Here is a 23,816-nt window from a genome sequence, read left to right on the forward strand (position 1 = left end):
ACCCTGGCGCAGTGAGGTTGTGCAGTCATTTTTTCCAAGCCCTGGAAGATTCGTTTTTTTCGTATCGAATTATGTCGTCGAGGGGCGTACCACCATGACCACACCGATAATGGCAATGACCATGCCTGCCAATCCCAGCAGCGGCAAACGCTCATCGAATAGCCACCACGCCTGAAGCGCCGTGACTGGAGGCACCAGATAAAAGAGACTCGCTACACGAGAAGCCTCCCCCTTCTTTATCAAGGCCATCAATAGCAGGATAGCGGCAATTGAGAGAATCAGCACGAGCCAGCCAAGCGTGAGTATGAACGTTGTGCTCCACTCCACCTCGCGGCTTTCGAACAGTAGGGCGCCAATGCCCAACAGTCCACCTGCCGCCATGTACTGGATCGCTGCGCCCGACAGCAGTGGCATGCTGGTGCAGTAGCGCTTTTGGTATAGGGTGCCAAGCGAGATACCCACTAGGGCGGCCATCACGCTCACCAACGCACCCATCCCGAAGCCGCTAAAGAGCGTGCTGCCGAGCTCCAGCTTACTGCCCAGAACCAAGCTGATGCCGACCAATCCCAACAACAGGCCTAACCACTGCCGTCTGGTCAACCGCTCGCCGAGCAGCGGTCCTGCGCAGGCGGCGGTGAGGAGTGGCTGCAGGCCGACCAAGAGCGCAGCCAGACCTGCAGGCATGCCCAAATAGATACCGTAAAATACACCGCCTAAGTAGGTGCCATGGACCAGCAAACCCGATACCGCAATATGTTTCCATAACGTAGGTGATGAAGGCCAAGAAATACGCATTACCCATATCAAGGGAGTCAGTAGCAGTAGGGTGAGTACGAAACGGATGAACAAAAAGGTGAAGGGTTCGGCGTAGGGGAGGCCAAATTTTGCGCCAATAAAGCCAGTACTCCACAACAGAACGAACAGGCCTGGCATGGCAGTCAAACCAAGGGAGGCAGCGTCCTTATCTGTTAACTTTCTGAAATTAATAGACATAATCTTCCTGGAGTAGCATGATTCGTGAGTTGGGTGACTTACGCTTTGTTCTTTTTGTTACTTAGTTTTACATAAAAGATTGAACCAGCGCCCAAACGACGCGTCACACTGGGCACATTCATAACGCGCCAATGAGGTTTCTTACCATGCAACGTATGACTGCTTTGTTTTCTGCTGCACTTCTTGCGACGGGTCTGATGGCGGGCACCGCTCACGCCCAACAAGCCGACGGTCAAGCGCAAGACCCAATGGCTACTCAACAAGCCCCGACTCAGGATTTTTCTGATCAGCAGCTACAGCAGTTCGCCGATGCTTCTCAAGAAATCGCCGTGATCTCGCAAGAGTACACACAGCGTCTGCAGGAAGCAGAAGACGAAGCCGCACAACAGGAAGTACGCGCTGAAGCTAACGACCGCATGATCGAAGTCGTCGAAGATAGCGGCTTGGATGTCGATACGTTCAACGCAATCGGTCAGTCCATTCAGCAAGATCCAGAAATGATGCAGCGCGTTCAGGAAATGGCTAGCCAGTCGTAAAGGCCATGAATTGAATGTTTTACCCAAGGCTATGTGGATAGTGCCAGATTTTCTTTAACGTGCGAAGTAACTGTCACGCCGCAAGCCGACCAAAGCCCAACGTACATGCGTTGGGCTTTTTTTGTGCGGGTCATTGAGTCCGGCACTTTCGTTTCACCTCAAAGGGTTGTCCAAGGTGAATGTTCACGACACACTGAGACCAGGACGGCCTATTGTCGTCCCATGATGCATCAAAGCACCGTCCGTTCAACAGAGTCAGCGCCCAGCAGGAGAGCGTATGGACGTCGAGTTATTAGAAATACGCCAGCACATGGGGCAGTTTCCCCCGTTTGATGGCTTATCGGATGAACTGCTGGATGCGATTGCCGAGCAGGTAGAGGTAAGCTACTTCAAAACGGGCAGCGATATTCTGGCGCTCAACGATACCCTCGACGAGCTTTGCTACATCCGCAGCGGCGCGGTCGAGGTGTATCGTCGCCAAGGAGAGCTCTACAACCGCTTGGGCGAGGGCGATATTTTTGGTCACTTCAGCCTGCTGCGAAATCACAAGGTTCGCTTTCCTGCCAAAGCCATTGAAGACACGCTGATTTACTTTATTCCCGACGCGGTATTTCAGCGCCTATGTGAAGAGGACGATGACTTTGCCGACTTCGTCGAACTCGAGCGCCCACGCTTAGAGACTGCCGCAGAGCAGCAGAAGAAGTCGAACGACATGATGGTGACGCGTATTCGCAAACTGGTCACCCGCTATCCGGTCATGGTGGAGGCGACGACGAGTGTCCAGCAGGCGGCTAGGCAAATTATCGATGCCCAGGCGTCTGCGGTGTTGGTCATCAAAGAGGGGAGCGATAACCCTCGCTATAGCTTTCAGGATAGCGAAGGCCAAATTTGGCAGATGTGCGGTATTCTCACCGATAGCGATTTCCGCACGCGGGTCGTGGCCGAGGGGCTATCGCCCAGCACCCCTGTGGGAGAGGTCATCTCCGAGCGGCTGATTACCGTCCAGTCCGATGCATCCGTGTATGAAGCGATGCTGACCATGCTGCGTAGCAACGTCCATCACCTCCCGGTACTCTACCGCCAGCGCCCGGTGGGTGTGGTGCACCTATCCGATATCATTCGCTACGAAACGCACAGCGGACTCTACCTGGTGAGCAATATCTTCAACCAGTCCAGTGCACAAGGGCTTGCCAAACTGGCGCCCGACGTTCGAGCAGCGTTCGTACGCATGGTGCAGGAGGGCGCAAACTCGCAAATGGTGGGCAGCGCGCTCTCTACCATCGGCCGCAGCTTCACCCGCCGACTGCTGGAGTTGGCAGAAGATACGTTGGGTCCGCCGCCGGTACCCTACTGCTTCATGGTCAATGGCTCCATGGCGCGTAACGAGCAGAGCATCGTCACGGATCAGGATAACGCGCTGATTCTCTCCGATGACTTCGTTGCCGAAGAGCATGATGAGTACTTCCATGCGTTGGCCGCGTTCGTCAGCGACGGCCTTGCCGCCTGTGGCTATACGTACTGCAAAGGGGATGTCATGGCGACCAACCGGCAGTGGCGTCAGCCGTTGGCGGTATGGAAGCGCTACTTCCAGGACTGGATGGCGAACCCAACGCCCGAGAAGCTGCTGCACAGCTCGATCTTTTTCGATCTCGATAGTGTTTACGGGGAGGACCTGTTCGTTGAAACGCTGCAGGATTTAATTGCCCAAACGGCTCCCAAATCACCGCTGTTCCTGGCGGCCATGGCGCGTAATGCGCTCAATCGCACCCCACCTTTGGGCTTTTTCCGCACTATCGTCATGGAAAAAGATGGCAAGCACAACAACTCCATCAACCTCAAGCGACGCGGCACGGCGCCGATGGTAGATTTGATTCGTGTGCATGCCTTGGCCTGTGGTTCTAAAGCGCAAAGCTCCTTTCAACGGTTGGACGACATCAGCAAAACCCAGCTGCTAGCCACCGGGGTGAGTGACAAACTCAGCTATGCGCTCGAGTTCTTGTGCATGTCGCGGATCCGTCACCAAATGATCGACCTGCAGGAGGAGCGTGAGCCGGACAATAATATCGAGCCGGAGAACGTAGAAGACAGCGAACGGCACACCCTAAAGGATGCTTTTCAGGTGTTGAGCAATGCTCAGAAATTTTTGAAGTTCCGCTACCCCGTTCCCACCCAACGGCAGAGGCGCTGATATGCACGGTATTCGTCCGCGCCAAAAGGTCACTCAAGCCGATTGGAAGGGCTATATGGCCGCTCGGGCCGAGCGGGCCAAAGATGACACCTTGATACGCTTTTTCGATACGCCGATGCCTGATTCCGAGACGCCGCTGTCCGAGGTGCCGCTCGTCGCGCTGGATATGGAAACCACCGGACTCGATGAGCGACGCCATGCGATCGTCAGTATTGGCGTCGTGCCGTTTACGTTAGGGCGTATATCCATGGCTCAGCGCCGTTACTGGGTAGTGAAACCGCCCCGTCCGTTAGATGAGGACTCGATAGCGTATCACCACATCACGCACTCGGAGATTGCCGATGCGCCAGACTTGGATAGCGTGCTAGACGAGCTGTTGACGGTGTTGGCCGGGCGGGTCGTGGTGGTTCACTTTCGTAATATCGAGCGACCTTTTCTCGATGCGGCGGTGAAGGCGCGCCGTGGTGAGGGAGTGTTGTTTCCCATGATCGATACCATGTCGCTGGAAGCGCGGTTGCATCGACAAACACTGTGGGCCCGCTTTCGCCGCTGGCTGGGTCGTCCGCCGGTATCGATTCGCCTCAACGCCAGCCGCGAGCGCTACGGCTTACCCGTTTACCAAGGCCACCATGCGCTCATTGATGCTCTGGCCACTGCCGAGCTTTTGCAGGCGCAAATCGCCAATCGCTATAGCCCTGAGACGCCTTTAAAAGCGCTGTGGTGTTAGCGCTCGCACCTTCTTTGCATAATAAAACGGGCAGCCCTTGGGCTGCCCGTTGACGTCTTGCCGAGTTGAAGCTGCTACTTACACTGCTTTGGGTTCGCTCATCAAGCCTTTGATGATGGCGTAGCAGGCCACCAGTAGAATGATGGTGAACGGGAACCCGGTCGACACGGCCATGGTTTGCAGCGCGGTCAAACCGCCCCCCAGCAGCAGTGCAATGGCAATCGCGCCTTCGATGATCGCCCAGAACACACGCTGCGGTTTCGGTGCATCGACCTTGCCACCTGCGGTAATGGAATCGATGACCAGCGAGCCAGAATCCGACGAGGTCACGAAGAACACGATGACCAGCACGATGGCGATGAACGAGGTGATCTGTGACAGCGGCAGTTGCTCGAGCATGATGAACAGCTGCAGATCCACGCCTGCGTCGCGCACGGCCTCGATGCCTTGGCTGACGTACTGATCGATGGCGGTGCCACCGAAGGTCGTCATCCACAGTACCGAAACGACGGACGGCACGATCAGCACGGAGACCAGGAACTCACGTACGGTACGGCCGCGGGATACCCGCGCAATGAACATGCCGACGTACGGAGACCAGGAGATCCACCATGCCCAGTAGAAGGCCGTCCAGCCTTGGCTAAAGTTCGCGTCTTCACGGCCAAAGGGGTTCGACAGCGCCGGAAGATGAACCACGTAGCTCAATAGGTTCTCGAAAAAGCCGGTCGCGATCAGCAGCGTCGGGCCGACACCGATCACGAAGAACAGCAGCGCGGCAGCCATGGCGATGTTGATTTTCGACAGCAGCTGTACGCCCTTGTCGACACCGGCAACGATCGAGCCAATCGCTATCATCGTGATACCGATGATGAGCAGAATCATCGTGATATCACTTTCCGGCGCGCCAAACAGATAGGTCAAGCCAGCAGCGGCCTGGGTAGCGCCCAGCCCCAGTGACGTGGCCAGACCAAACAGTGTGGCAAACACTGCCAGAATGTCGATCAAGTGGCCCGGCCAACCCCAAACGCGTTCACCCAGTAGCGGGTAGAACACCGAGCGCATGGAGAGCGGCAAGCCTTTGTTGAACGAGAATAGCGCCAATGACAGAGCCACCACGGCATAAATCGCCCACGGATGCAGACCCCAGTGGAAGATCGTTGCCGCCATGCCCAGCGCCGCTGCGCCTGCCGTATCGCCCTCAGCGCCAGCCAGCGGTGCCCAGTCGCCACCATCCAAAGAGGTGCCGAAGTGGGTCAGCGGCTCATTGACGCCAAAGAACATTAGCCCAATGCCCATACCGGCGGCGAACAGCATCGAAAACCAGCCGGCATAGGTAAAGTCCGGCTTGGCATCTGCCCCGCCAATGCGGATTTTACCCAGGGGAGAGACGATCAAACCCAGGCAAAGAATGACGAAGATATTGGCGGCCAAAATGAAGAACCAAGCCAGATTGCCGGTCAGGAAGCCAAAAACGGCGTCGTAGATCGGCGAAATCGTATCTTGCAGTGCCAAGGTGAGTATGACGAACAGCAGCACCACGAGTGACGAAATGGTGAATACCTTGCCGTGTAGGTCAAGGTTGAAGCCCATTGCACTCGTCGTAATGTTGTCTTGGCCGATCACGTAATCGGTATCGATCAGGTTAGCCGGGCCATCAGGGGCGGGGATGCCTTCTGATACCGGCTCATCAGCGGGACGCTTAGAGTCAGGATTATCCACGGGAGCCTCTCCATGTCGGACAGAAACCGCCAAACGCACCTGGATGGACCAGCAGTTACCTTCTGGCCAATCACAAATGCATTAGCAGGCGTGTATTACATCAGTAACAGTAGCAAACGTTGCTTAATCTTTGTTCAACGCGCGGGCACGTTAGCACGAAAAAACGTCACATTTACAACGACGACAGAGGGCCGAAGCCCTCTGTCATTTAACGCTCGGGGCAGAGTATGACTAGCCGTTGAGCCACTGCTCGACCACGTCTTGGTTCTCTTCTACCCACTGCTTGGCATTTTCGTAGGGGTCGCTGCCATCTTCTTGGTTCATCAGCATCACCTCGCCCATCTGCTCGGGCGTCCACTCGAAGGCATCCAGAATGGCGTAGGCTTCTGGCATGTCTTCTTCCAGACCGCTACGTACGACGGTATGGATCTGCTCGGCACCGCCGTAGACGTTTTCTGGGTCTTCGAGGTATTTCAGATCGAACCGAGCAAACATCCAATGCGGCGTCCAGCCAGTGACGACCACATCCTCTTCGTTTTGGATGGCGCTGGCCAAAGCAGCCGTCATGGTGGCACCGCTGCCGCTGCGCAGGTTCAGCCCGAGGTCATAGGTATCCACGACCTCTTCGGTGAGTGCCATCAGGCCAGCACCGGGGTCAATACCGATGATCTCGCCGTTGAAGCTGTCGGCGTTGTCGTTCAGATCGGCGATGGAGTCCACGTCGGTGTACTCAGGTACGACCAAGCCGAGTTTGGTGCCATCCAGATTGGGGCCTAAGTCTTCGGTATTGTCACCGACACGCTCCATGTAGTCTGCGTGGGTCGTCGGCAGCCAGGCGGCGACGATGGCATCGGCATCACCCGTGGAGAGGGCTTGGAACATGGCCGCTGCGGACAGCGAGGTCAGTTCCACCTCGAACCCTGCCTGCTCGAGAACCGCAGCAATGACGTTAGTGGAAGCGACTTCAGAGGACCACTCGACATAGGCCAAGTTGACCGTGCCTTGATCTTGGGCGTGGGCCAGGCTGCCAGCGGCTAGCCCGGTACCCGCGACCAGGGCCAAAGAGGCGAGACGGATGCGGTGATTCAACGTACGCGTTTTCATTCACTTGCTCCCTGTTGATGGGCAGTGGCACTTGCCACTGCGGTATGAAGAGGTCGTTCTTTGCTTACTTCAAGGTCTTGACCTTAATGATCGCTTGAATCGATCAGCATGGTCATTCATGACCGGTGGTTCAAGCATGCCAATCAACGCAGCGCTCAATGCTAAGGCGAGCGGCGCGATTTGCGCAGCGACTGCGTCAGACGGTCCAGCAGCATGGCTAGAATGACCACGGCAATCCCGGCCTCGAAGCCATCCCCTGGACGCAAGCGCTGGATGGCACGCCAGACTTCGCTACCCAAACCATCGGCGCCAATCATGGCGGCAATGACCACCATCGACAGGGCCAGCATGATGGTTTGGTTGATGCCCGCCATCACCGTGGGCAGCGACAGCGGCAACTGCACTTTGAACAGTTTTTGGCCTCGCGTGGCACCGTAGGCGTCGGCAGCTTCGATGAGTTCGGTCGGCACTTGGCGGATGCCTAGTGTAGTAAAGCGAATGGCGGGCGGCATGGAGAAGATGACCGTGGCAAAAATCGCCGACACCGAGCCAATGCCGAAAAACGGGATGGCAGGGATCAGGTACACGAACGCGGGCATGGTCTGCATGAAGTCCAGCACGGGCATGATCAGCCGGTAGAGTCGCTCGGAAAGCGCCGCGGCGATGCCTACGGGCAGCGCGATGACCACCGCCACTAGTGTGGCAATCACCACCAGCGTCAGCGTTTCGATCATCGGGTTCCAAAGCCCTAGGTTCCAGATCAACGCAAGCCCAGCCGTGGCGCCAATCGCCAAGCGCATGCTGGCCAGTTTCCAGCACAGCAGGGCAATGATCGCCAGCAACGCCCACTCGGGCAACCACATCAGGCTATCGTTCAAACTATTGATGCCGGTTTGCGTAATACGCGAAATGCCGCGCGTCACGGCGGAGTATTCGCTGGTCAGCCATGTCAGGCCGGATTCAATCCAACTACCTAAAGGAATGCGTGTTATCTCCATTACTGTTCTCCTGCTCGTGCCAGTTCATCCAGGACTGCGCCTTTTACCACGACGCCCAATAGGCGCTGCTGCTCATCGACCACGGCAATGGGGTAGCTCTTCTCGCTGAACATGGCGAAGAGGTGCTGCAGCGGCTCGTCTGGCGGCACTTTGCGGAAATCTTGGGTCAGGTAATCGGTGATGGTGTCGGCTTTCTCCTCGATGGCACGGCTAGCAGCGTCGGCCTCCAGCAAGCCCAATAGCTGGCGGTCACGGTCGGTCACATAGATGGAGTCGATGCTGTGATCACGCATGCGGTGCAGTGCCGTACGCGGGCCGTCGCTGTCGCGGGCGGTGGTGCGCACCGGGCGCATGGCGCTTTCGGCGGTCAAGATACGAGAACGATCGACCCCTTCGATGAAGCGGCGCACGTAATCATCGGCAGGCTTGGTCAAAATCTCCTCGGGCGTACCGATCTGCACCACCTCGCCATCTTTCAGCAGCACGATGCGGTCGCCGATATTGAGCGCCTCATCCAAGTCGTGAGTAATGAAGACGGTAGTCTTCTGCATTTTGGTTTGCAGCTGCAGAAGCTCTTGCTGCATGTCCTTGCGGATGAGCGGATCAAGGGCTGAGAAGGCCTCGTCCATGAGCAGTACGCTGGCATCGTTGGCCAGTGCGCGGGCAAGTCCTACACGCTGCTGCATACCGCCCGATAGCTGGTTGGGGTAGGCATCTTCCCAGCCTTCCAAGCCCACCTGCTTGAGCGCGTTGTGGGCGATCGACTGCCGCTCGGACTTCTCTACCCCGCGAATCTCCAAACCAAATTCGGCGTTCTGTTGTACCGTCCGGTGAGGGAAAAGCGCGAAGTTTTGAAACACCATCGAGAAATGACGGCGGCGGCACTCCAGCAGCGCTTTCTCACCCAACGTGGGGATGTTCTCTCCGTCGATGATGATCTCGCCTTCGGTCGTATCGATCAGGCGATTCAAGCAGCGAATCAGCGTGGATTTACCCGAGCCAGACAGGCCCATGATGACCAGTAGTTCACCTTCGTAGACGTCGAAGGAGATATCGGAAAGGCCGAGGGTTTGGCCAGTTTTTTCGAGAATCTCAGGGCGTTTGAGGCCCTGGTCGCGTAACTCGAGAGCTTTTTTGGGCTGTTTACCAAAGACCTTGCTCAAGCCGCGTACCTGAATTTTGACAGGGCGTGTCTCGTCCATCAGCGGTGCCTTTTGATTGAATGAGCAGCCTTGTGTCGTTACTCAACGCGCTTACCTGCGGCCTAGACGTGCTTCCTGCAAGCAGCGACACAAAACGGTTCATAAGTAGGAGTTAAGATTATATTTAACAAGTTATTACAAATTATTATACATAAGTGAGCAGGATGTGCCACAACGCTCCTGCTCACCCCGGCAATTTACGCCACATGTGCCATTTTGAACCCCCACCCATGACCCTGTCGTGACAGCGAATGGTGGCTACGATTTTTTAATAAGTTGCTGTTTTTTAAAACATAAATTTATTTTTTTTCAATGTTGGCACGAAGTGTGAAATTATCTTTCTAGAAAAGCTTGGCAAGTGACGCAAGCACGTTAGTCGAAAAAGGAGGCAATCTTTATGGATAAACAAGTGAGCCAATCGCGCAAGCGTCCACGTGTGCTGACACTGTGCATGTTAGCCGCAACCGTTAGCACCTTGGCCCTGGCGGGGTGTGGCAACGGCGAAGAGGAAATGCCCCCGGCGCAGCAACCTGACACCATGGAGCAGGACGCGACGACCACGACGGCTCCGGCTTCCGGTAACGAGCCTACCATGGCAGACGAGCCGATGAATGAAGACCCGGGCTTAGGCGAAGATCCCGCGGCGACGCAAGAGCCAATGCCGGGTGAGAATACGCAAACGGGCGCTGTCAATGATCCTGAAGAGAACCCTGGTTTCGGTGAAGGTACCGATCCCATGCCCGGTGCAAGCGATACCACTACCGACGACGTTAACAGTACCGATGATGAAGACGACATGACTAACGGCCAATAGCCGTCAACGCTCCCTACGATGGTAAGCCGACCCAGCTGTCTGTTCCCTGCGGCTGCTCCACACGGTTTATCATCCTTTCGCCCCCGCGCCCGCGGGGGCTTTTTTTGCTTGTTTAAAGCGTATGACGGTGAGTTTGGGCGGTTGCAAGTTACCCGTCAGCCGCTAAGGTTAGGGGGAGCAGACGCTGCTTTGGCGGCTGCTAGCCCATGAACAAGGAAGGAGAATGGACATGATGTCACGATTACGCAATGCGCGTGGGACGGCGCTACTGTTGAGCGCACTGCTCATGGCGGGCGTGCTGACAGGCTGCGGTGATTCCGAAGCACCGACCACCGATTCGGAAGTACCGACCGACGAACCTCAAGAGCCCATGGATACCGGCCCCATGGCGAATGATGGGCAAGCGACACGTGAGTCGCCCGGCGATGGCGTGAGTGACCCGGAGTAAGCATGAAAAAGCCGGTCGGCGAGTGCGACCGGCTTGGTCTTACTCCTCGCTATCTTCCAAACGCCGGTAAAGAGTGCGGCGGGCGATGCCTAGTACTTCGGCCGTCCGACGTTTATTTCCTCCTGTCGCTTCCAACACTTTGCGAATATAGCGCTTTTCCACCTCTTCCAAACTTGGCCAGCGGGCTGGCGCGGGTGCCGGAATTTGCGTGCCTGGTAGTACCTCCCCGCTTAGCGTGGGCGTCGTGTCGGTACTGCTCTTTTGCTGGCCGGACTGTTCGCGCAGGCGCTCGGGGAGATCCTGATGCTGTAGCACGCCTGCTTCGCTGAGCGTGACCGCGCGCATGATCGCGTTCTCCAACTCGCGCACGTTGCCGGGATAGGAGTAGTTCAACAGGCTATTGAGGGCCTCTGGCTCGATCTGCTCGATCTGTTTCCCTTGGGTGTCGGCATGTTTGTCGATCAAGGCGAACACCAAGTGCTCGATGTCCGTGCCGCGCTCACGTAGCGGTGGAATGCGTAGCGAGAAGGTTTCCAGGCGGTAAAACAGGTCGCTACGGAAGTTCTCCTGCTCGATCTCTTTCTCCAGGTGGCGGTGCGTAGCGGCAATGATGCGCACATCCACCGGTTCCTCCCGCTCACCGCCCACGGGGCGTACGGTTTTCTCTTGCAGGGCGCGCAGCAGCTTGGCCTGCAGATTGATCGGCATTTCACCAATCTCATCGAGGAATAGGCTACCGCCTTGGGCACTTTGGAAAAGCCCTTTTCTGGCCTCGTTTGCGCCCGTGAAAGCGCCTTTTACGTGGCCGAAGAATTCGCTCTCCATCAGATCGGCAGGAATACTGGCGCAGTTCACGGGCACGAAGGGCGCGTCGTGACGGCTACTTTCCTGGTGGATCGCCCGGGCCAGCAGCTCTTTGCCGGTGCCGCTTTCACCCAGAATCAAAATGGGCGCATCGCTTTTCGCCAACCGAGAGGCATCGTGAAACAGCGACTGCATGGCCGGACTTTTACCCACGATGCCGTGGAAATGGCTGAGCTCCGTATCATGAGACAGCGACAAGCGCTGACGCTCCAGTACGCGAAAAACGGCGTCACGAATGGCATCCAAATCGAGCGGTTTGGTCAAAAAGTCATCGGCACCTAGCTTGAGGGCTTCTACCGCCTGATCGATGGTGCCAAAGGCGGTAATCACGATGATGCCTAGCTCGCTGCCGCTCTGGCGGAGCTGTTGAAGTAACTGAATGCCGGTCATGCCCGGTAGCCGTACATCGGTGATCATCATCGCCACCGGCGTATGGCTCAGTAGGGCAATGGCTTCTTCTGCGCTGGGGACACCCAGTGTGTCGTAGCCCGCGTCGTTGAGCTCCTCCTCTAGCAACTCACGGATAGCGGCGTCATCTTCCACCACCAATAACGGTAAAAGGTGTTCCTGATGGGTCACAAACGTCGTCCTCAAGCGGATGCGGTTTCACTAAGGGGCAGCGTAATTTCAAAGCCAGCGCCGCCAAGTGCGCTGTCAAATACGCCAATCGTCCCGCCGTGGTCGTTGATAATGCGGTGCACCATCGATAATCCCAAGCCGCTGCCTTGACCCACCGGCTTGGTGGTGAAAAAAGGATCGAACACTTGGTGATGGTGCGATGCAGGTATGCCGGGCCCGTCGTCTTCAACCCAAAGGGTCAACTCTTCACTGTGTGCCTGCGCGCGCACACGAATGTGGCTGACCTGGGGAGCTTGGGCGGCATTGCGTAATAAATTGGTCAACACCTGAACGATTTGCTGACCATTGACCAATAAATGGGGTGTCGGAGTGGGAAGATCAATATCCAAGTGGATATTTCGTGGTTCCAGCTCCTCTTCGACCAGCTCGCTGGCGCTGATGATAAGCTGATCGAGCGCTTGGTGTCCTTTCTCTACGTTATGTTGTCGGCCAAGCTCCATCAATTGACGGACGATATCGACGATACGTTCCACTTCGCCACGTATCCTGCCCAGCCGTGCCCGCTCATCGTCGCCAATCGTATCGCGGCGTGCCAGTCGTTGGGCTTGACCGTTGATGACCGTCAACGGGGCACCGATCTCGTGGGCGACCCCGGCGGCGAGCACGCCCAGCTCGGCCAGCTTTTTGGATTTGCGCAGGCGTTTTTCCAGCTCGATTTCACGGCGCTGGCGGGCATCGATGTCGCGATCTTTTTCGGCCATGGCATCCAGCATGCCATTCAGGCCAGAGGCTAAGCGGCGATACTCCGTGGGGCCATCTGCCGTGGCCCGCTGGCTGCGGTCACCATCTTCGACCAAGAGCATGACGCGCAGCAGGCGGTTGAGCGGCCGCTCGATGTAGTGACGAAACCCCCACCAAATGCTGAACACGATGCCCGCCGCGCCAATGACGAAGACCAGCACCGCCACGATGCTAATGAAACCGGTGTAATTCTCGATGCCGGTATTGAGGCGGTTGACCTGCAGCACGCCCAGCACCGTGCCATCTTGGGTGCGCAACGGCGTCAGGGCGGAGTAGTAGGTCCAGCCCTCCTGCTGACGGTAGCTGCTATGCATGTCGTCGGTTTCGATGACCTGCTGGATCTCTTCTGGCGTGAAGAGATCTTTACCCAACCCTAAACCATATACTTCACGCCCTTGGGGATCGAACACGTAAGCGCCATAGATACGGTGAAACGAAAACGCCGACTGCAGCGCCTCTTCCAACGGGGTGGCGCTGTCGCGGGCTACCGCATAGCTCAACGACGTGCTCAGTGCGCGAGTAATGATCTCGACTTCGGTTTGCAGTTTGGAGCGAACGTTGTCTTCCAGCGATTTGATCGCCACTAGACTAAACACCACCAGGATCACGAAGAGCGGCACGATGACCGTTAAGATGATGAGGTTACGTAATCGCATCGTGCTTCCTGGTGGTGTCTCGGGAGTCGAACAAGGTTAGCGCTGTGTGGGCGTCAAGCGATAAAGGCTGCCCTGGCTACCGTCGGTTAGCAAGTAAATCGCCTCATCGGGCCCTTGGCGAACGTCGCGGATACGGCCAATCTCGCCTTCCAGAATCAGCTCTTCATCGGCCACTTGACCCTCGTCGAGGGTGAGGCGCAGCAGCTTTTGACTGCCCAGGCCGCCCGCCAGCAAGCTACCTTGCCACGGTGCGAAGGCATCGCTGGTCACTTCGGCCAAGCCAGAAGGGGCAAAGCGCCCCTCGAAGCGGTAAACCGGGTCTTCCATGCCGGGTTTGGATTCCACACCGATGGGTTCGTTGGTGGCATAATCGTTGCCCAAGCTCACCTCCGGCCAGCCGTAGTTGTTGCCAGGCACGATCTGGTTCAATTCATCGCCGGTGCGCGGGCCGTGTTCGGTGGCCCAGGACTCACCATTACTTAGCACGGTCATGCCCTGAATATTACGGTTGCCCAGGGTGTAAATCTCATCCAGCGTATCGTCGTCATCCACGAAGGGATTGTCATCGGGCACGCCGCCGGTTTCGGTGAGCCGCAGCGTAGAGCCCGCATGGTCACCGCTGTCCTGGGCACGGGAAGGGTCGACGCCACGGTCGCCAATGCTCATCAGTAGCGTGCCATCCTGGAGCCACGCCATACGAGAACCGTAGTGTCGGCCGGGGGAGGAGGCGCGATCCTGCTCGAACAAATGCTCGACGTCGCCCAAGGCGTCGTCTTGCCACTTGACGCGCGACAGCGCCGAGCGGCTTTGGCTGCCTTCTGGCTTGCTCCAGGTGAAGTAGATCCAATCGTGCTCGCCGTCGCCGAACTCAGGGTGCAGGGCCACGTCGAGCAGGCCTCCCTGGCCGTTTTGGCTGACGCGGGGCAGGCCGCTCAGTTCCTCGACGCGCCCCTCGGCGTCGACCAGATTCAACTCCCCGCTGCGCTCGCTGACCAGGTAGCGGCCATCGGGCAAAAACGCCACCGCCCAGGGATTCTCGAAGCCATCAGCCACGCGCTCGATAGTGATGGCTAGATGATCGGTGTCGAGGGCTTGGTGAACGACGTCCGCATGGGCAGCGCTGGCAAGCAGAAGCCCCGTTAAAGAAGGGGCCACCCAGCGAGCGGCGCGATGGCAGAGCGAGCGGGGGTGTGGCGTTTGCGGTCGAATGGGCAGGGCGTATCGCATGGGCATTGTATGTCCTCGAGTGGCGCAGCGTCTGTAGTAGTCTAGCAGTGACTGCCATCGACGGGTGGGGGTTCCCCAGCGCTACATCAGTAGCGCCAGCAAGGCCGGTAAATAGAACAGTGCCATCAAGGTCGAGCAGAACACGAGGCTGGCCACATAGGCCGGTTCGCGTTGGGCGCGTTGGGCAAATAGGTAGTTGAAGACCGCCACTGGCATGCACATCTGTACCACCAGAATGTTCTGCGCCAGCGGCGGCAGGCCTAGCCAGCCAGCGATGAACCACGCGGCCGCCGCGGCCAGGGGAATGCGGATGAGGCTGAAGCCAACCCCAGAGCGCAGGCTTTTCACCTGAATGCTGGCGAGCGATACGCCAAGCGTGATGAGCATGAGGGGCACGGTAAAGCCCGACATGAGATCGACCGTATTGGCCATCCATAGCGGCAGCGGGGTCTCGGTCAGCAGCAGCGCCATGGAGATGACGATGGCATACACTGTCGGGGTTTTGAGCAGAGTTTTAACCGGGTTGCCCTGGCTACTGAGCACCGCTCCCAAGGTGAATTGAAACAGCGAGACCGTCACCATGACCGTAATGCCGTAAGCAAAGCCCGCGCTCCCAAAGGCGTACAGCACCACCGGCAGCCCCATATTGCCCGTGTTGGGGTACATCATCGGCGCGATGAGCACTCGCCAGTCTCGCCGCAGCACCTTGGCAACGGCAAAACTAGCGGCCCCCATGCCGACGATCACTAGGGCGGCAGCCAGCATGACTTGGCCGAACGTGCTGGCATCGATCGTTGCCCCCGACAGCGACGCCAGCACTAGCGCGGGCGTCCCAATATTGAAAACGAGGCGTGTCACAAAGTCGACGGGGTAGGGTTGGCCAAGGCGAACCCATAAAAAGCCCAGTCCGGCACCGGCCAACACGGGGGCCATGACGGCGAAGAGTTCAGCGAGCATTAACGTTCCTTGACGATCATCGGCCGCCTATTGTGGGTAATTAGGCGGCTAACTGGCAAGGCGAATTGCTAATGGGCGTAAACGGCGTTTGCGTGGGTTTGCCACTCGTTAGGCACCTGGTCACGCAGAAAGTCCAGCAGCGCGTTGATCCGGCGGGAGTGATGCCCATAGGCATACAGCAGCGTCACGGGTAAGGGGGCGGGCTCCCAGCCGGGCAGGCAGTTGACCAGATCCCCAGGGTGGTGGCGTTCGCGTTTCTCGACCACCCAGTGGGGCAGCAGGCCGATCCCTTGGCCATAGGCAATGGCATCGATGTGGAGCGCCGTGAGATCTACCCGGAGCCGCGAGCGGGGTGCGTTGAACAGGTAGTCGGCGTGTTCGGGGTGATGCAGCATAAGACCGCTCGATGCGGTATCCAACAAGTCGATCCAGGCATGCGCATCCAGCTCTTGGGGGTGTTGCGGTGTTCCCGCGTGGGCCAGATAGTGTGGGTTGGCGTAGAGGCCGCGGGTGAGGTGGCCCAAGCGCTCTTGATTCAGCCCGCACTCATGGGTGGCGCCTAGCCAAATGTGCACGCTGTTGCTGTGCATCTTGGTGGGCGGCGTTTCCCGAGTATGCAGGGTCAGCTCGACCTTGGGGTAGCGGGTCAGAAACGCATCCACGACGCCTGCCATCCAGCCCCGTGCCAGCGCGCCATGGACTTCCAGCGTCACTTTCCCACTGATCTCCTCGCGCAGCTCCGCCAGCGCCTCCTGGCTGTGGGTGGCCATGGCCAGCAGCTCGGTGCAGTACTGATGAAACAGCAGGCCCGCTTCGGTGGGAATCAAACGGTTCGCCTGGCGACGCAGCAGCGGCTGGTTCAGCCGCGCTTCTAGCTGGCTAATTCGGCGGCTCAACGTCGATTTTGCCAGCCCGAGCTTCTGTGCGCTGCGCGTCAGGCTGCCGGTGGTCATCACATCGGCAAAAGCGGCAAGTTCGTCGAAATCGTACATAGTCGGGACCACTGGCGGAACGGAGTCACACTATTGTGCCACCGAATTGGCTGAATGAAAATAATTGCCATTTGTGTTCCGTTTGATTGAACGCACCGTCCCGCCCCTTTGTGCAAAGAGTATGTAAAAATATAAATGCTAATAATTCGTATTTGTAAAAAGTGCTCTTTCATCTCAAGGAATCTTCTATGTCTCCTCGTTTGCGCCGTTCGCTGCTGGCCAGCGCTGTCGCCTCTGTTGCCTGCACTACCGCCGTTGCACAAGAAACGCCCCAGCTCAACGATATCGTGGTGACGGCCTCCGGCTTCGAGCAGCAAATCAGCAGCGCCCCCGCCTCGATCAGCGTGATCTCCCGTGAAGAGCTGGAGCGGGGTTACTACCAAAACGTCACCGATGCCCTGCGCGACGTGCCGGGCGTGGTGGTCACCGGCGGTGGGCGTGGCGATAACGGCAACGATATTTCCATTCGTGGCATGCCGTCGCAGTACACCCTGATCCTGGTAGATGGTCGCCCGATCAACTCACGCGAATCGCGCCCCAACGGCGATGCGGGCTTCGAGCAGGACTGGCTGCCACCGCTGCAGGCCATCGAGCGCATCGAGGTGGTGCGAGGGCCGATGTCGACCCTGTACGGCTCCGATGCCATCGGCGGGGTGATCAACGTGATTACCCGCAAAGTGGCGGATACCTGGCACGGCAACATCCAGCTCGACACCGTACTGCAGGAAGACAGCGCCTCTGGCGATAGCCGCCAAGCGAACTTTTATCTCAGCGGGCCGCTGGTGGGTGAGCGCTTAGGGCTACAGCTCTATGGCCGCACCTCCGAGCGCGACGAAGACGACATCGAATACGGCTACGAAGAGAAGCGTCTGCAGAGCCTCACCGCACGGTTGAGCTTGGCGGCTAGCGACAACCACGACGTGACTGCCGAAGCGGGGATTACCGAGCAGGACCGCCGCTCGCTGGTGGGCCGCTCCGGGCCGGTGGACGGCTGCCGTGGCGGCTGCACCGACAGCATCGGCGAGTACACCAACACCCACGTGGCGGTGACCCACAGCGGACGCTTTGATTGGGGCACCAGTGAGACCTTCGTACAGCGCGAGCGCAGCGAAAACCAATCGCGGGGTATCGAGATTACCAACACCACCGCGAAAACCAGCGCAGTGATTCCCTTGGGTATGCACATGCTCACCGTTGGCGCGAGCTGGGAGGAGGAGTCGCTGGACGATAGCTCGACCAACCAAATCTCCGACCGGCAGACCATCGAAAACAGCCAGTGGGCGCTGTTCGTGGAAGATGAGTGGATGCTGACCGACGCTTGGGCACTGACCGGCGGGCTGCGCTTGGACGATGACGACAACTACGGCAGCCACCTGAGCCCGCGTCTTTATAGCGTATGGAACATGACGCCGGAATGGACCCTGAAAGGCGGCGTGTCTACCGGCTACCGCTCGCCCAACCTGCGGGAAATCACCCCGGATTGGGGGCAGGTCAGCCGCGGCGGTAATATTTATGGCAACCCGGATCTCGAGCCGGAAACCTCGCTCAACAAAGAGATCGCGCTGCTTTACGGTAACGACGCAGGCCTGAACGGCAGCCTGACGCTGTTCCACAACGACTTCGAAGACAAAATTACCCGTATCGCCTGCCCCATTGATATTTGTAATGATGGCGCGAATCAGTTTGGCAGCGACCCGACGTATCGCGTCAACATCGATGACGCGGTGACCCAAGGGGTCGAGGCCAGCCTGAGCGCACCGTTGAGCGATACGCTGGCGCTGACCGCCAGCTACACGTTCACCGATTCCGAACAGAAAAGCGGTGAGTACGCCGGCGAGCCGCTGACCCAGCTGCCCCGCCATCAGGTGTCGGCCTCGCTGGATTGGGACGTGAACGCACGGCTTAGCCAGTGGACCAAAGTGACCTACCGGGGAGAAGAGAGCCAGCCCACCACCGGGCCCTCGCAAAGCGCCATCGTCGCGCCGTCTTACACCTTCGTGGATGCCGGTATCGGCTATCAGCTCAACGATAGCACCACGGTGAACGCCGGTATCTACAACCTGTTCGACGAGCGCATCACCTACGACGAGTACGGTTACGTGGATGACGGCCGCCGGGTATGGTTGGGCCTGAACGTCGCTTTCTAAACATCCTGTCAGTAGGCAATAGACGCGGCCGCCGATGGGTGGCCGCGTTTTTTATGCCCGCGAGCGGGCTGAACGACGCTCGGTGATATTGAGCACGCTGATCATCAACTCAGGGAGGAACGTCACTGTGACGATGGCCGTGCCTAACAGGCCAAACAGCACGATGGCCCCCACGCCGCGGTACAGCTCGGTGCCCTCGCCGGGTAAAAAGACCAGCGGCGAGAGCCCGCACAGAGTGGTCAGCGTGGTGATGGCGATGGGACGCAGTCGGGTCTGTACCGCCTGAGACACCGCTTCCTGAACGCTGAGCGTTTTGTCATGCAAGCGCCGTCTGGCCTGGTCGACCACCAAAATCGGATTGTTGACCACCGTGCCCATCAGAATCAAAAAGCCCAGCATGGTAATCATATCGAAGGGCTGGCTGAGCGGTGCCATACCGATCAATGGCAGTAGGCTGCCCACGCCGTTCATGGCGGCCAGCCCCATGATGCCGCCCACCACGCCCAGCGGTATCGACGTCAGAATCAGCAGCGGATAACCCCAGTGGGAGAAGATCGCCACCAGGAGAAGGTAAACGATCACGATAGCGATCAGGAAGTTGCCGGTAAGCGCCTCACGGGTGGCGTTTAGCTGGTCGCTGGCACCGGAGATCGAGACACCTACCGACGAGGGCAGCACGCCCTCTTGGCGCAGCCGCTCTAGCATTCCTTCGGCCTGCTCAACGCCCGCTTCCAGTGCAATGCTGGCAGGGGGGATCACGTTCAGCGTCACCGTGCGGCGACTGTCCATCCGACGAATCACGCTGGTATCCATGGTTTCATCGATACGCGCCACCGCCGACAGCGGCAGCGTGTAGCCATCGGGGGTATGCAGCGGCAGATTCGGTAACTGATCTAGCGGCAGCGACGGCTGCGAGCCGTAGAGGTAAATATCGATCTTCTCATCGTCCAGAAAGAAGTCATCCACATACGCTCCTTCCCCCAGTGCGGAAACGCTAAACCCTATGGCTTCGGCAGAAATACCCAGCTCCGCGACCCGCGCCCAGTCGGGGCGAATTTGGATCAAGGGCTGGTCGAGCGACAGCGAAGAGGGTTGACTCTGGATGCGCGGGTTGCCAAATAGCGTTTGGGCTTCCCGGTAGAGCGTGTTGGCCGCGCCGTACACCGTGGCTAAGTCCGGGCCCGCCACATCCAGGTTGATGCTGCGCGTGCCGCCGTCGTTGCTGGAAATGATCGAGCCTTTCGAGGCAAAGGCGCGCATGCCGGGGAAGCGATCGTAAATGGTGGTGGCGTTGGAGGCGAGCGTGGCGCTCCACAAATGCACGTCATAAAAAAGCCCCGGCGCGTCACCGGGGCAGAAGTCAGCATTGAAACAGTAAGTGAACCGTCAGACGTTAGAAATCATAAGTGGCAGAGACCCAGACGCTGCGGCCATCCAGCGCTACGCCGTCGGTGGAGCGGCCGGTTTGGGTAAAGCGGTAGGCCAGCAGCGTGTCGCCGTTGTGCACGAAGGTATCCGCGCCGGTGAAGTCTTTATCGAACAGGTTGTAGATGGTGCCGGTCAGGCGCACGTTGTCGCTGAAGCGGTAGGAGCTGCGCAGGTTGAACAGCTCGTAACCATCCAGCTTGTTGCCCAACTGCTCTACCAGCGAGGCGGATTCACCGCTCACCTCGCCCACGAAACGCTCGCGGGAAGAGTAGTACTCACCTTCCAGCGTAGTGCTCCAGCGGTCGTTGATCGCCCAGGTGAGGTCAGCGGTCAGCTTGTGATCAGGCGTGTTGGTCAGCACCTGGCCTTCATTGGCCCCCGAGGTGATTTCGGAATCGGTGAAGGTGTAGCCACCGCTGACCCGCCATGCCGGCGCTAGCTGGTAGCTGGCATTCAGCTCGACGCCACGGGTTTCGGCTTCGTCGATATTGGTCAGCTGGCCAAAGCTCTCCTGCTGGGTAAAGTTGCCGACGCTCAGGCAGTTCGCCAGCCCGGCGTTGGGCGTATTGCCATTACCATCCACAAACTGGCAGTTAGGAATGTCGGCCGCATCGGCGATACGGTCGGTGAACCGGTTGTAGAACACCGTCGCCCCTGCCGAGAAGCCGCTTTGGTTATCGTAAATAGCGCCAATTTCGTAGTTGGTGCTCTTCTCGGGTTCTAGGTCCGGCGAGCCAATGTTGACCGTAGTGCCCTGGCCGCCAAAACCGTTGATGCCGCTATGCAGGTCGTTCAGGCTCGGCGTTTTGTAGCCACGGCTCACGCCGCCTTTCAGCGTCCATTCGGGCGTGGTGTTCCACACCAAGTAACCCCGTGGGCTAAAGTGGCCGCCGAAAGCATCGTGGTGTTCATAGCGGCCACCTAGTGTTAGCGCTAAGTCGTCGCGCAGCATCCATTCATCTTCGGCAAACAGCGCCCAGCTGGTTTGCTCGAAGGTAATATCGCCTGCGGTGCCGTCCTGCAGCTCGGCATCGATGTACTGGCCGCCAATAGTGGCCATGTGGTCACCTAAAGGCGCTACAAATTTGGTGTCGACGATAATATCGCGGTTTTCCAGCAGGCGATCTTCACCGCCCTGGGCTTCATAGCCGTAATCTGGGGCGCTGCCTGCTGGCAGCGTGCGGCCGAGGGTTTCGGTGAAGTTACGCGTTACGCTGCTTTCCCAGGTGCCTGCGCTGTAGTGGCCGGTGTGGCCAATGGCGATCTGGTCGCGATTGAAGCGCAGCTCGTCTCTATAGCCGTTGACCCGGCCCGGCGAAGGCTGACCGGCACGGTCGGTGCCATCCTGGGTACCCAGGCGGTTATCGTCGTTGGCGTACACCTGACGAGCGCGCTCTGCATCCAGCCAGAACTCGTTGGCTTCATCCGGGGTGACGTTCAAACGCCCGCCGATGGAGTAAATGCGCGCTTCAGAAGGGCGCGGGTCGCGACCAGCGCTGTTCTCGATCATGCGCTCGGAGCTGTCGCGGTCGAACAGGCGGCCACGTACTTGCAGGCCTACCGTATCCTCCACCAGCGGCCCGGCACTGTAGAGATTGATGGCCGAGCGGTTGCCCGCATCGCGATCTTCCTGGAAGGTGTTTTCGACACTCACCGAGCCCGCCCAGTCGTCACCAATGCGGCGCGTAATGATGTTGATGACCCCGCCCATGGCGTCCGAGCCATATAGCGTCGACATCGGGCCACGAATGACCTCGATACGCTCGATGGCAGAGAGCGGCGGCATGAAGCTGGTGGAGGTTTCGCCAAAACCGTTCGGCGTGACGCTACCTGAGGTGTTCTGGCGGCGGCCATCGATCAAAATCAGCGTGTAGTCGCTAGGCATGCCGCGGATGGAGATGTTCAATCCGCCGGTTTTGCCCGTCCCGGCGCGCACATCGACCCCCGGCACATCGGCAATCGCCTCGGCGATGTTAGAGAACTGTTGTTGCTCCAGCTCTTCACGGGTAATCACGGCAATACTCGCAGGGGCATTGTTCAGCGTTTGCTCATAACCGGCGGCGGTGACCACTATATTGTTGAGCGGTGTGCTGCTTTGGGTGGCTTCTTGGGCATGAGCCACCGCAGTAACGCTAAGCGCGATGGCGCTCGCGAGGGCGGTGCGAGTAAAGCGTGGCATGGCGATCCCCTGATATGAATCTTGTTTGTTAATGAAACTGATTATCAAATGAGTTGCGGATTCTAAGAAGAAAGGTTCCCACTTGCGAGATGGTTTTATCGAACAAGGCGTTGCTAGTAGTGGAACGATCGCTGGCAGAAAGACGCTGAGCTGCCCATGGAGTTAGAAGCGCCATGTGCCGTTCCACCCAGCGTTGCAGGACATGCAACGGGAGATTCGTTGGAATATAGGTGCAAGTGTTTTTGAGAATCGTTATTATCAGCGGCGAGGATCATTTAGGCATAGCGTTTCACCGGAGAGTCATATGCGACACACGTTACTGCAGCGCGGTTTACTGGGAATGGTGATAGGCGGTTTGCTGGTGGGTACTGCCCAAGCGCGCACCTTGGAGACGGCCTACGGCGACGTGGAGGTTGCTGATAACCCGGTGCGTGTCGTCACGCTGTATGAAGGCGCGCTGGATGCCGCGCTGGCGGCGGGCGTGACGCCGATAGGGGCCGTCACCACCCGTGGCGGTGATAACGTGGCGCAATACGTTACTGACTACCTGAATGCCCACGAGCTTGCGCACCCCGAGATCGTGGGCGTCGTGCGGGAAATCAATATCGAAGCCGTGTTGGCCCAGCAGCCGGACCTGATTCTAGCCGCAGCACAGCTGCCGGAGGAGCAGTACCAGCTGCTATCGCAAATCGCCCCCACCGTGGTACCTCCCACACAGCCACTGGCAGCCGATAACTGGGAAGCCGAAGCGCGCCTGTTCGGCCAGGCCTTGAACCAGGAAGAGGCCATTGACGAAGCCATCAGCGCCGTCGATCAGCGTGTCGACGCGATGGCAGAGGCGGTGGCTGACGCCGATGTAGGCGACAACGCCTATCTGGTGCGCTGGATGCCCGGCGGCCCCATGGTCATGTCGGAAAAGCTGATTGCCACTGGCTTGTTGGAGCGCGTTGGTCTGGACGTTCAAGGCGGCGAGCTGATTGGGGAGCGGGGTGTGCATAGCGACGTGTTGAGCCTTGAAAACCTCTCCCAGGTAGACGGCGACTGGCTGTTCCTGGCCACGCTGAACGACGATGGCCAAGCCGCCCTGGAGAGCGCTAAACAGAGCGCGGCCTTCAACCGCTTGAACGTGGTCCAGAACGAGCGGGTGGTGCCAGTCAACGGCCAGCTTTGGAGCAGCGCCAACGGCCCGCTGGCGGCCCAGGCGATTCTGGATGATATCGAGAACGCCCTGTTGCCGTGACGAGTGCCGTGAATCGT

General features: G+C 58.4%; 19 protein-coding genes. 7 read left to right on the forward strand and 12 right to left on the reverse strand.

The genetic code is table 11. The annotated features are described in order from the left end of the window. Positions 1-69 precede the first annotated feature (69 nt). Positions 70-993, reverse strand: coding sequence for a DMT family transporter (locus tag MHM85_RS05290; protein ID WP_139526528.1), 924 nt, complete (start codon positions 991-993; stop codon positions 70-72). Positions 994-1,139: 146 nt separating this feature from the next. Here MHM85_RS05290 and MHM85_RS05295 point away from each other — a divergent pair, with 146 nt between their 5' ends. From MHM85_RS05295 to MHM85_RS05305, 3 genes are all read left to right on the forward strand, one after another. After that, positions 1,140-1,529 carry a DUF4168 domain-containing protein gene (locus tag MHM85_RS05295; RefSeq protein WP_139526529.1) on the forward strand — a complete coding sequence of 130 codons (390 nt, stop codon included), beginning with the start codon at positions 1,140-1,142 and terminating at the stop codon, positions 1,527-1,529. A 277-nt stretch (positions 1,530-1,806) separates the two neighbouring features. After that, entirely contained in the window at positions 1,807-3,717 is a 1,911-nt protein-coding gene (locus tag MHM85_RS05300; protein ID WP_139526530.1) for a DUF294 nucleotidyltransferase-like domain-containing protein, read from the forward strand. A gap of 1 nt (position 3,718) precedes the next feature. Further along, on the forward strand, positions 3,719-4,444 hold the full coding sequence (locus MHM85_RS05305; RefSeq protein WP_153842609.1) for a 3'-5' exonuclease: 726 nt from the start codon (positions 3,719-3,721) through the stop codon (positions 4,442-4,444). Positions 4,445-4,522: 78 nt separating this feature from the next. Here the strand turns inward: MHM85_RS05305 and MHM85_RS05310 are convergent, their stop codons facing one another. From MHM85_RS05310 to MHM85_RS05325, 4 genes are all read right to left on the reverse strand, one after another. Further along, on the reverse strand, positions 4,523-6,163 hold the full coding sequence (locus tag MHM85_RS05310) for a BCCT family transporter (RefSeq protein WP_139526532.1): 1,641 nt from the start codon (positions 6,161-6,163) through the stop codon (positions 4,523-4,525). 231 nt (positions 6,164-6,394) lie between these two features. Next, positions 6,395-7,267: a glycine betaine ABC transporter substrate-binding protein gene (locus MHM85_RS05315; RefSeq protein ID WP_153842610.1), complete on the reverse strand. Its 873-nt coding sequence runs from the start codon at positions 7,265-7,267 to the stop codon at positions 6,395-6,397. Positions 7,268-7,428: 161 nt separating this feature from the next. Then, positions 7,429-8,265 (reverse strand): proline/glycine betaine ABC transporter permease, encoded by an 837-nt coding sequence (locus tag MHM85_RS05320; protein WP_153842611.1) that lies wholly within the window; start codon positions 8,263-8,265, stop codon positions 7,429-7,431. Next, positions 8,265-9,467, reverse strand: a complete 1,203-nt coding sequence (locus tag MHM85_RS05325) for a glycine betaine/L-proline ABC transporter ATP-binding protein (protein ID WP_139526535.1) — start codon at positions 9,465-9,467, stop codon at positions 8,265-8,267. The genes MHM85_RS05320 and MHM85_RS05325 overlap by 1 nt, the downstream gene beginning before the upstream one ends. A 397-nt stretch (positions 9,468-9,864) precedes the next feature. Here MHM85_RS05325 and MHM85_RS05330 point away from each other — a divergent pair, with 397 nt between their 5' ends. Then, positions 9,865-10,281, forward strand: coding sequence for a hypothetical protein (locus tag MHM85_RS05330; protein ID WP_153842612.1), 417 nt, complete (start codon positions 9,865-9,867; stop codon positions 10,279-10,281). A gap of 229 nt (positions 10,282-10,510) precedes the next feature. Then, positions 10,511-10,729, forward strand: coding sequence for a hypothetical protein (locus MHM85_RS05335; RefSeq protein WP_139526537.1), 219 nt, complete (start codon positions 10,511-10,513; stop codon positions 10,727-10,729). A gap of 39 nt (positions 10,730-10,768) precedes the next feature. Here the strand turns inward: MHM85_RS05335 and MHM85_RS05340 are convergent, their stop codons facing one another. The 5 genes from MHM85_RS05340 to MHM85_RS05360 form a co-directional block, all read right to left on the reverse strand. After that, positions 10,769-12,172: a sigma-54 dependent transcriptional regulator gene (locus MHM85_RS05340; protein WP_153842613.1), complete on the reverse strand. Its 1,404-nt coding sequence runs from the start codon at positions 12,170-12,172 to the stop codon at positions 10,769-10,771. Between the two features lie 11 nt (positions 12,173-12,183). Continuing rightward, the gene (locus MHM85_RS05345) at positions 12,184-13,629 is read right to left on the reverse strand and encodes a HAMP domain-containing sensor histidine kinase (RefSeq protein WP_139526539.1); all 1,446 of its coding nucleotides are present in this window, start codon (positions 13,627-13,629) and stop codon (positions 12,184-12,186) included. 36 nt (positions 13,630-13,665) lie between these two features. Continuing rightward, positions 13,666-14,862: a PQQ-dependent sugar dehydrogenase gene (locus MHM85_RS05350; RefSeq protein ID WP_231125557.1), complete on the reverse strand. Its 1,197-nt coding sequence runs from the start codon at positions 14,860-14,862 to the stop codon at positions 13,666-13,668. A gap of 75 nt (positions 14,863-14,937) precedes the next feature. Further along, positions 14,938-15,813 (reverse strand): AEC family transporter, encoded by an 876-nt coding sequence (locus MHM85_RS05355; protein WP_153842614.1) that lies wholly within the window; start codon positions 15,811-15,813, stop codon positions 14,938-14,940. 68 nt (positions 15,814-15,881) lie between these two features. Then, positions 15,882-16,805 carry a LysR family transcriptional regulator gene (locus tag MHM85_RS05360; RefSeq protein WP_239285491.1) on the reverse strand — a complete coding sequence of 308 codons (924 nt, stop codon included), beginning with the start codon at positions 16,803-16,805 and terminating at the stop codon, positions 15,882-15,884. 188 nt (positions 16,806-16,993) lie between these two features. On the opposite strand from MHM85_RS05360, the gene MHM85_RS05365 reads away from it, so the two are divergent. Continuing rightward, positions 16,994-18,952 carry a ligand-gated channel protein gene (locus tag MHM85_RS05365; RefSeq protein ID WP_239285489.1) on the forward strand — a complete coding sequence of 653 codons (1,959 nt, stop codon included), beginning with the start codon at positions 16,994-16,996 and terminating at the stop codon, positions 18,950-18,952. Between the two features lie 51 nt (positions 18,953-19,003). Here the strand turns inward: MHM85_RS05365 and MHM85_RS05370 are convergent, their stop codons facing one another. Both MHM85_RS05370 and MHM85_RS05375 read right to left on the reverse strand, forming a co-directional pair. Continuing rightward, entirely contained in the window at positions 19,004-20,275 is a 1,272-nt protein-coding gene (locus MHM85_RS05370) for an efflux RND transporter permease subunit (protein WP_239285487.1), read from the reverse strand. 70 nt (positions 20,276-20,345) lie between these two features. Beyond that, complete coding sequence (locus MHM85_RS05375) at positions 20,346-22,559, reverse strand: TonB-dependent receptor (protein WP_239285485.1); 2,214 nt, start codon at positions 22,557-22,559, stop codon at positions 20,346-20,348. A gap of 304 nt (positions 22,560-22,863) precedes the next feature. Here MHM85_RS05375 and MHM85_RS05380 point away from each other — a divergent pair, with 304 nt between their 5' ends. Next, a complete protein-coding gene (locus MHM85_RS05380) occupies positions 22,864-23,799 on the forward strand; it encodes an ABC transporter substrate-binding protein (protein ID WP_219861552.1) in 936 nt (311 codons plus the stop codon). Positions 23,800-23,816: the final 17 nt, after the last annotated feature.

It is taken from the genome of Halomonas sp. McD50-4 (assembly GCF_022348135.1).
Lineage (GTDB): Bacteria > Pseudomonadota > Gammaproteobacteria > Pseudomonadales > Halomonadaceae > Vreelandella > Vreelandella piezotolerans.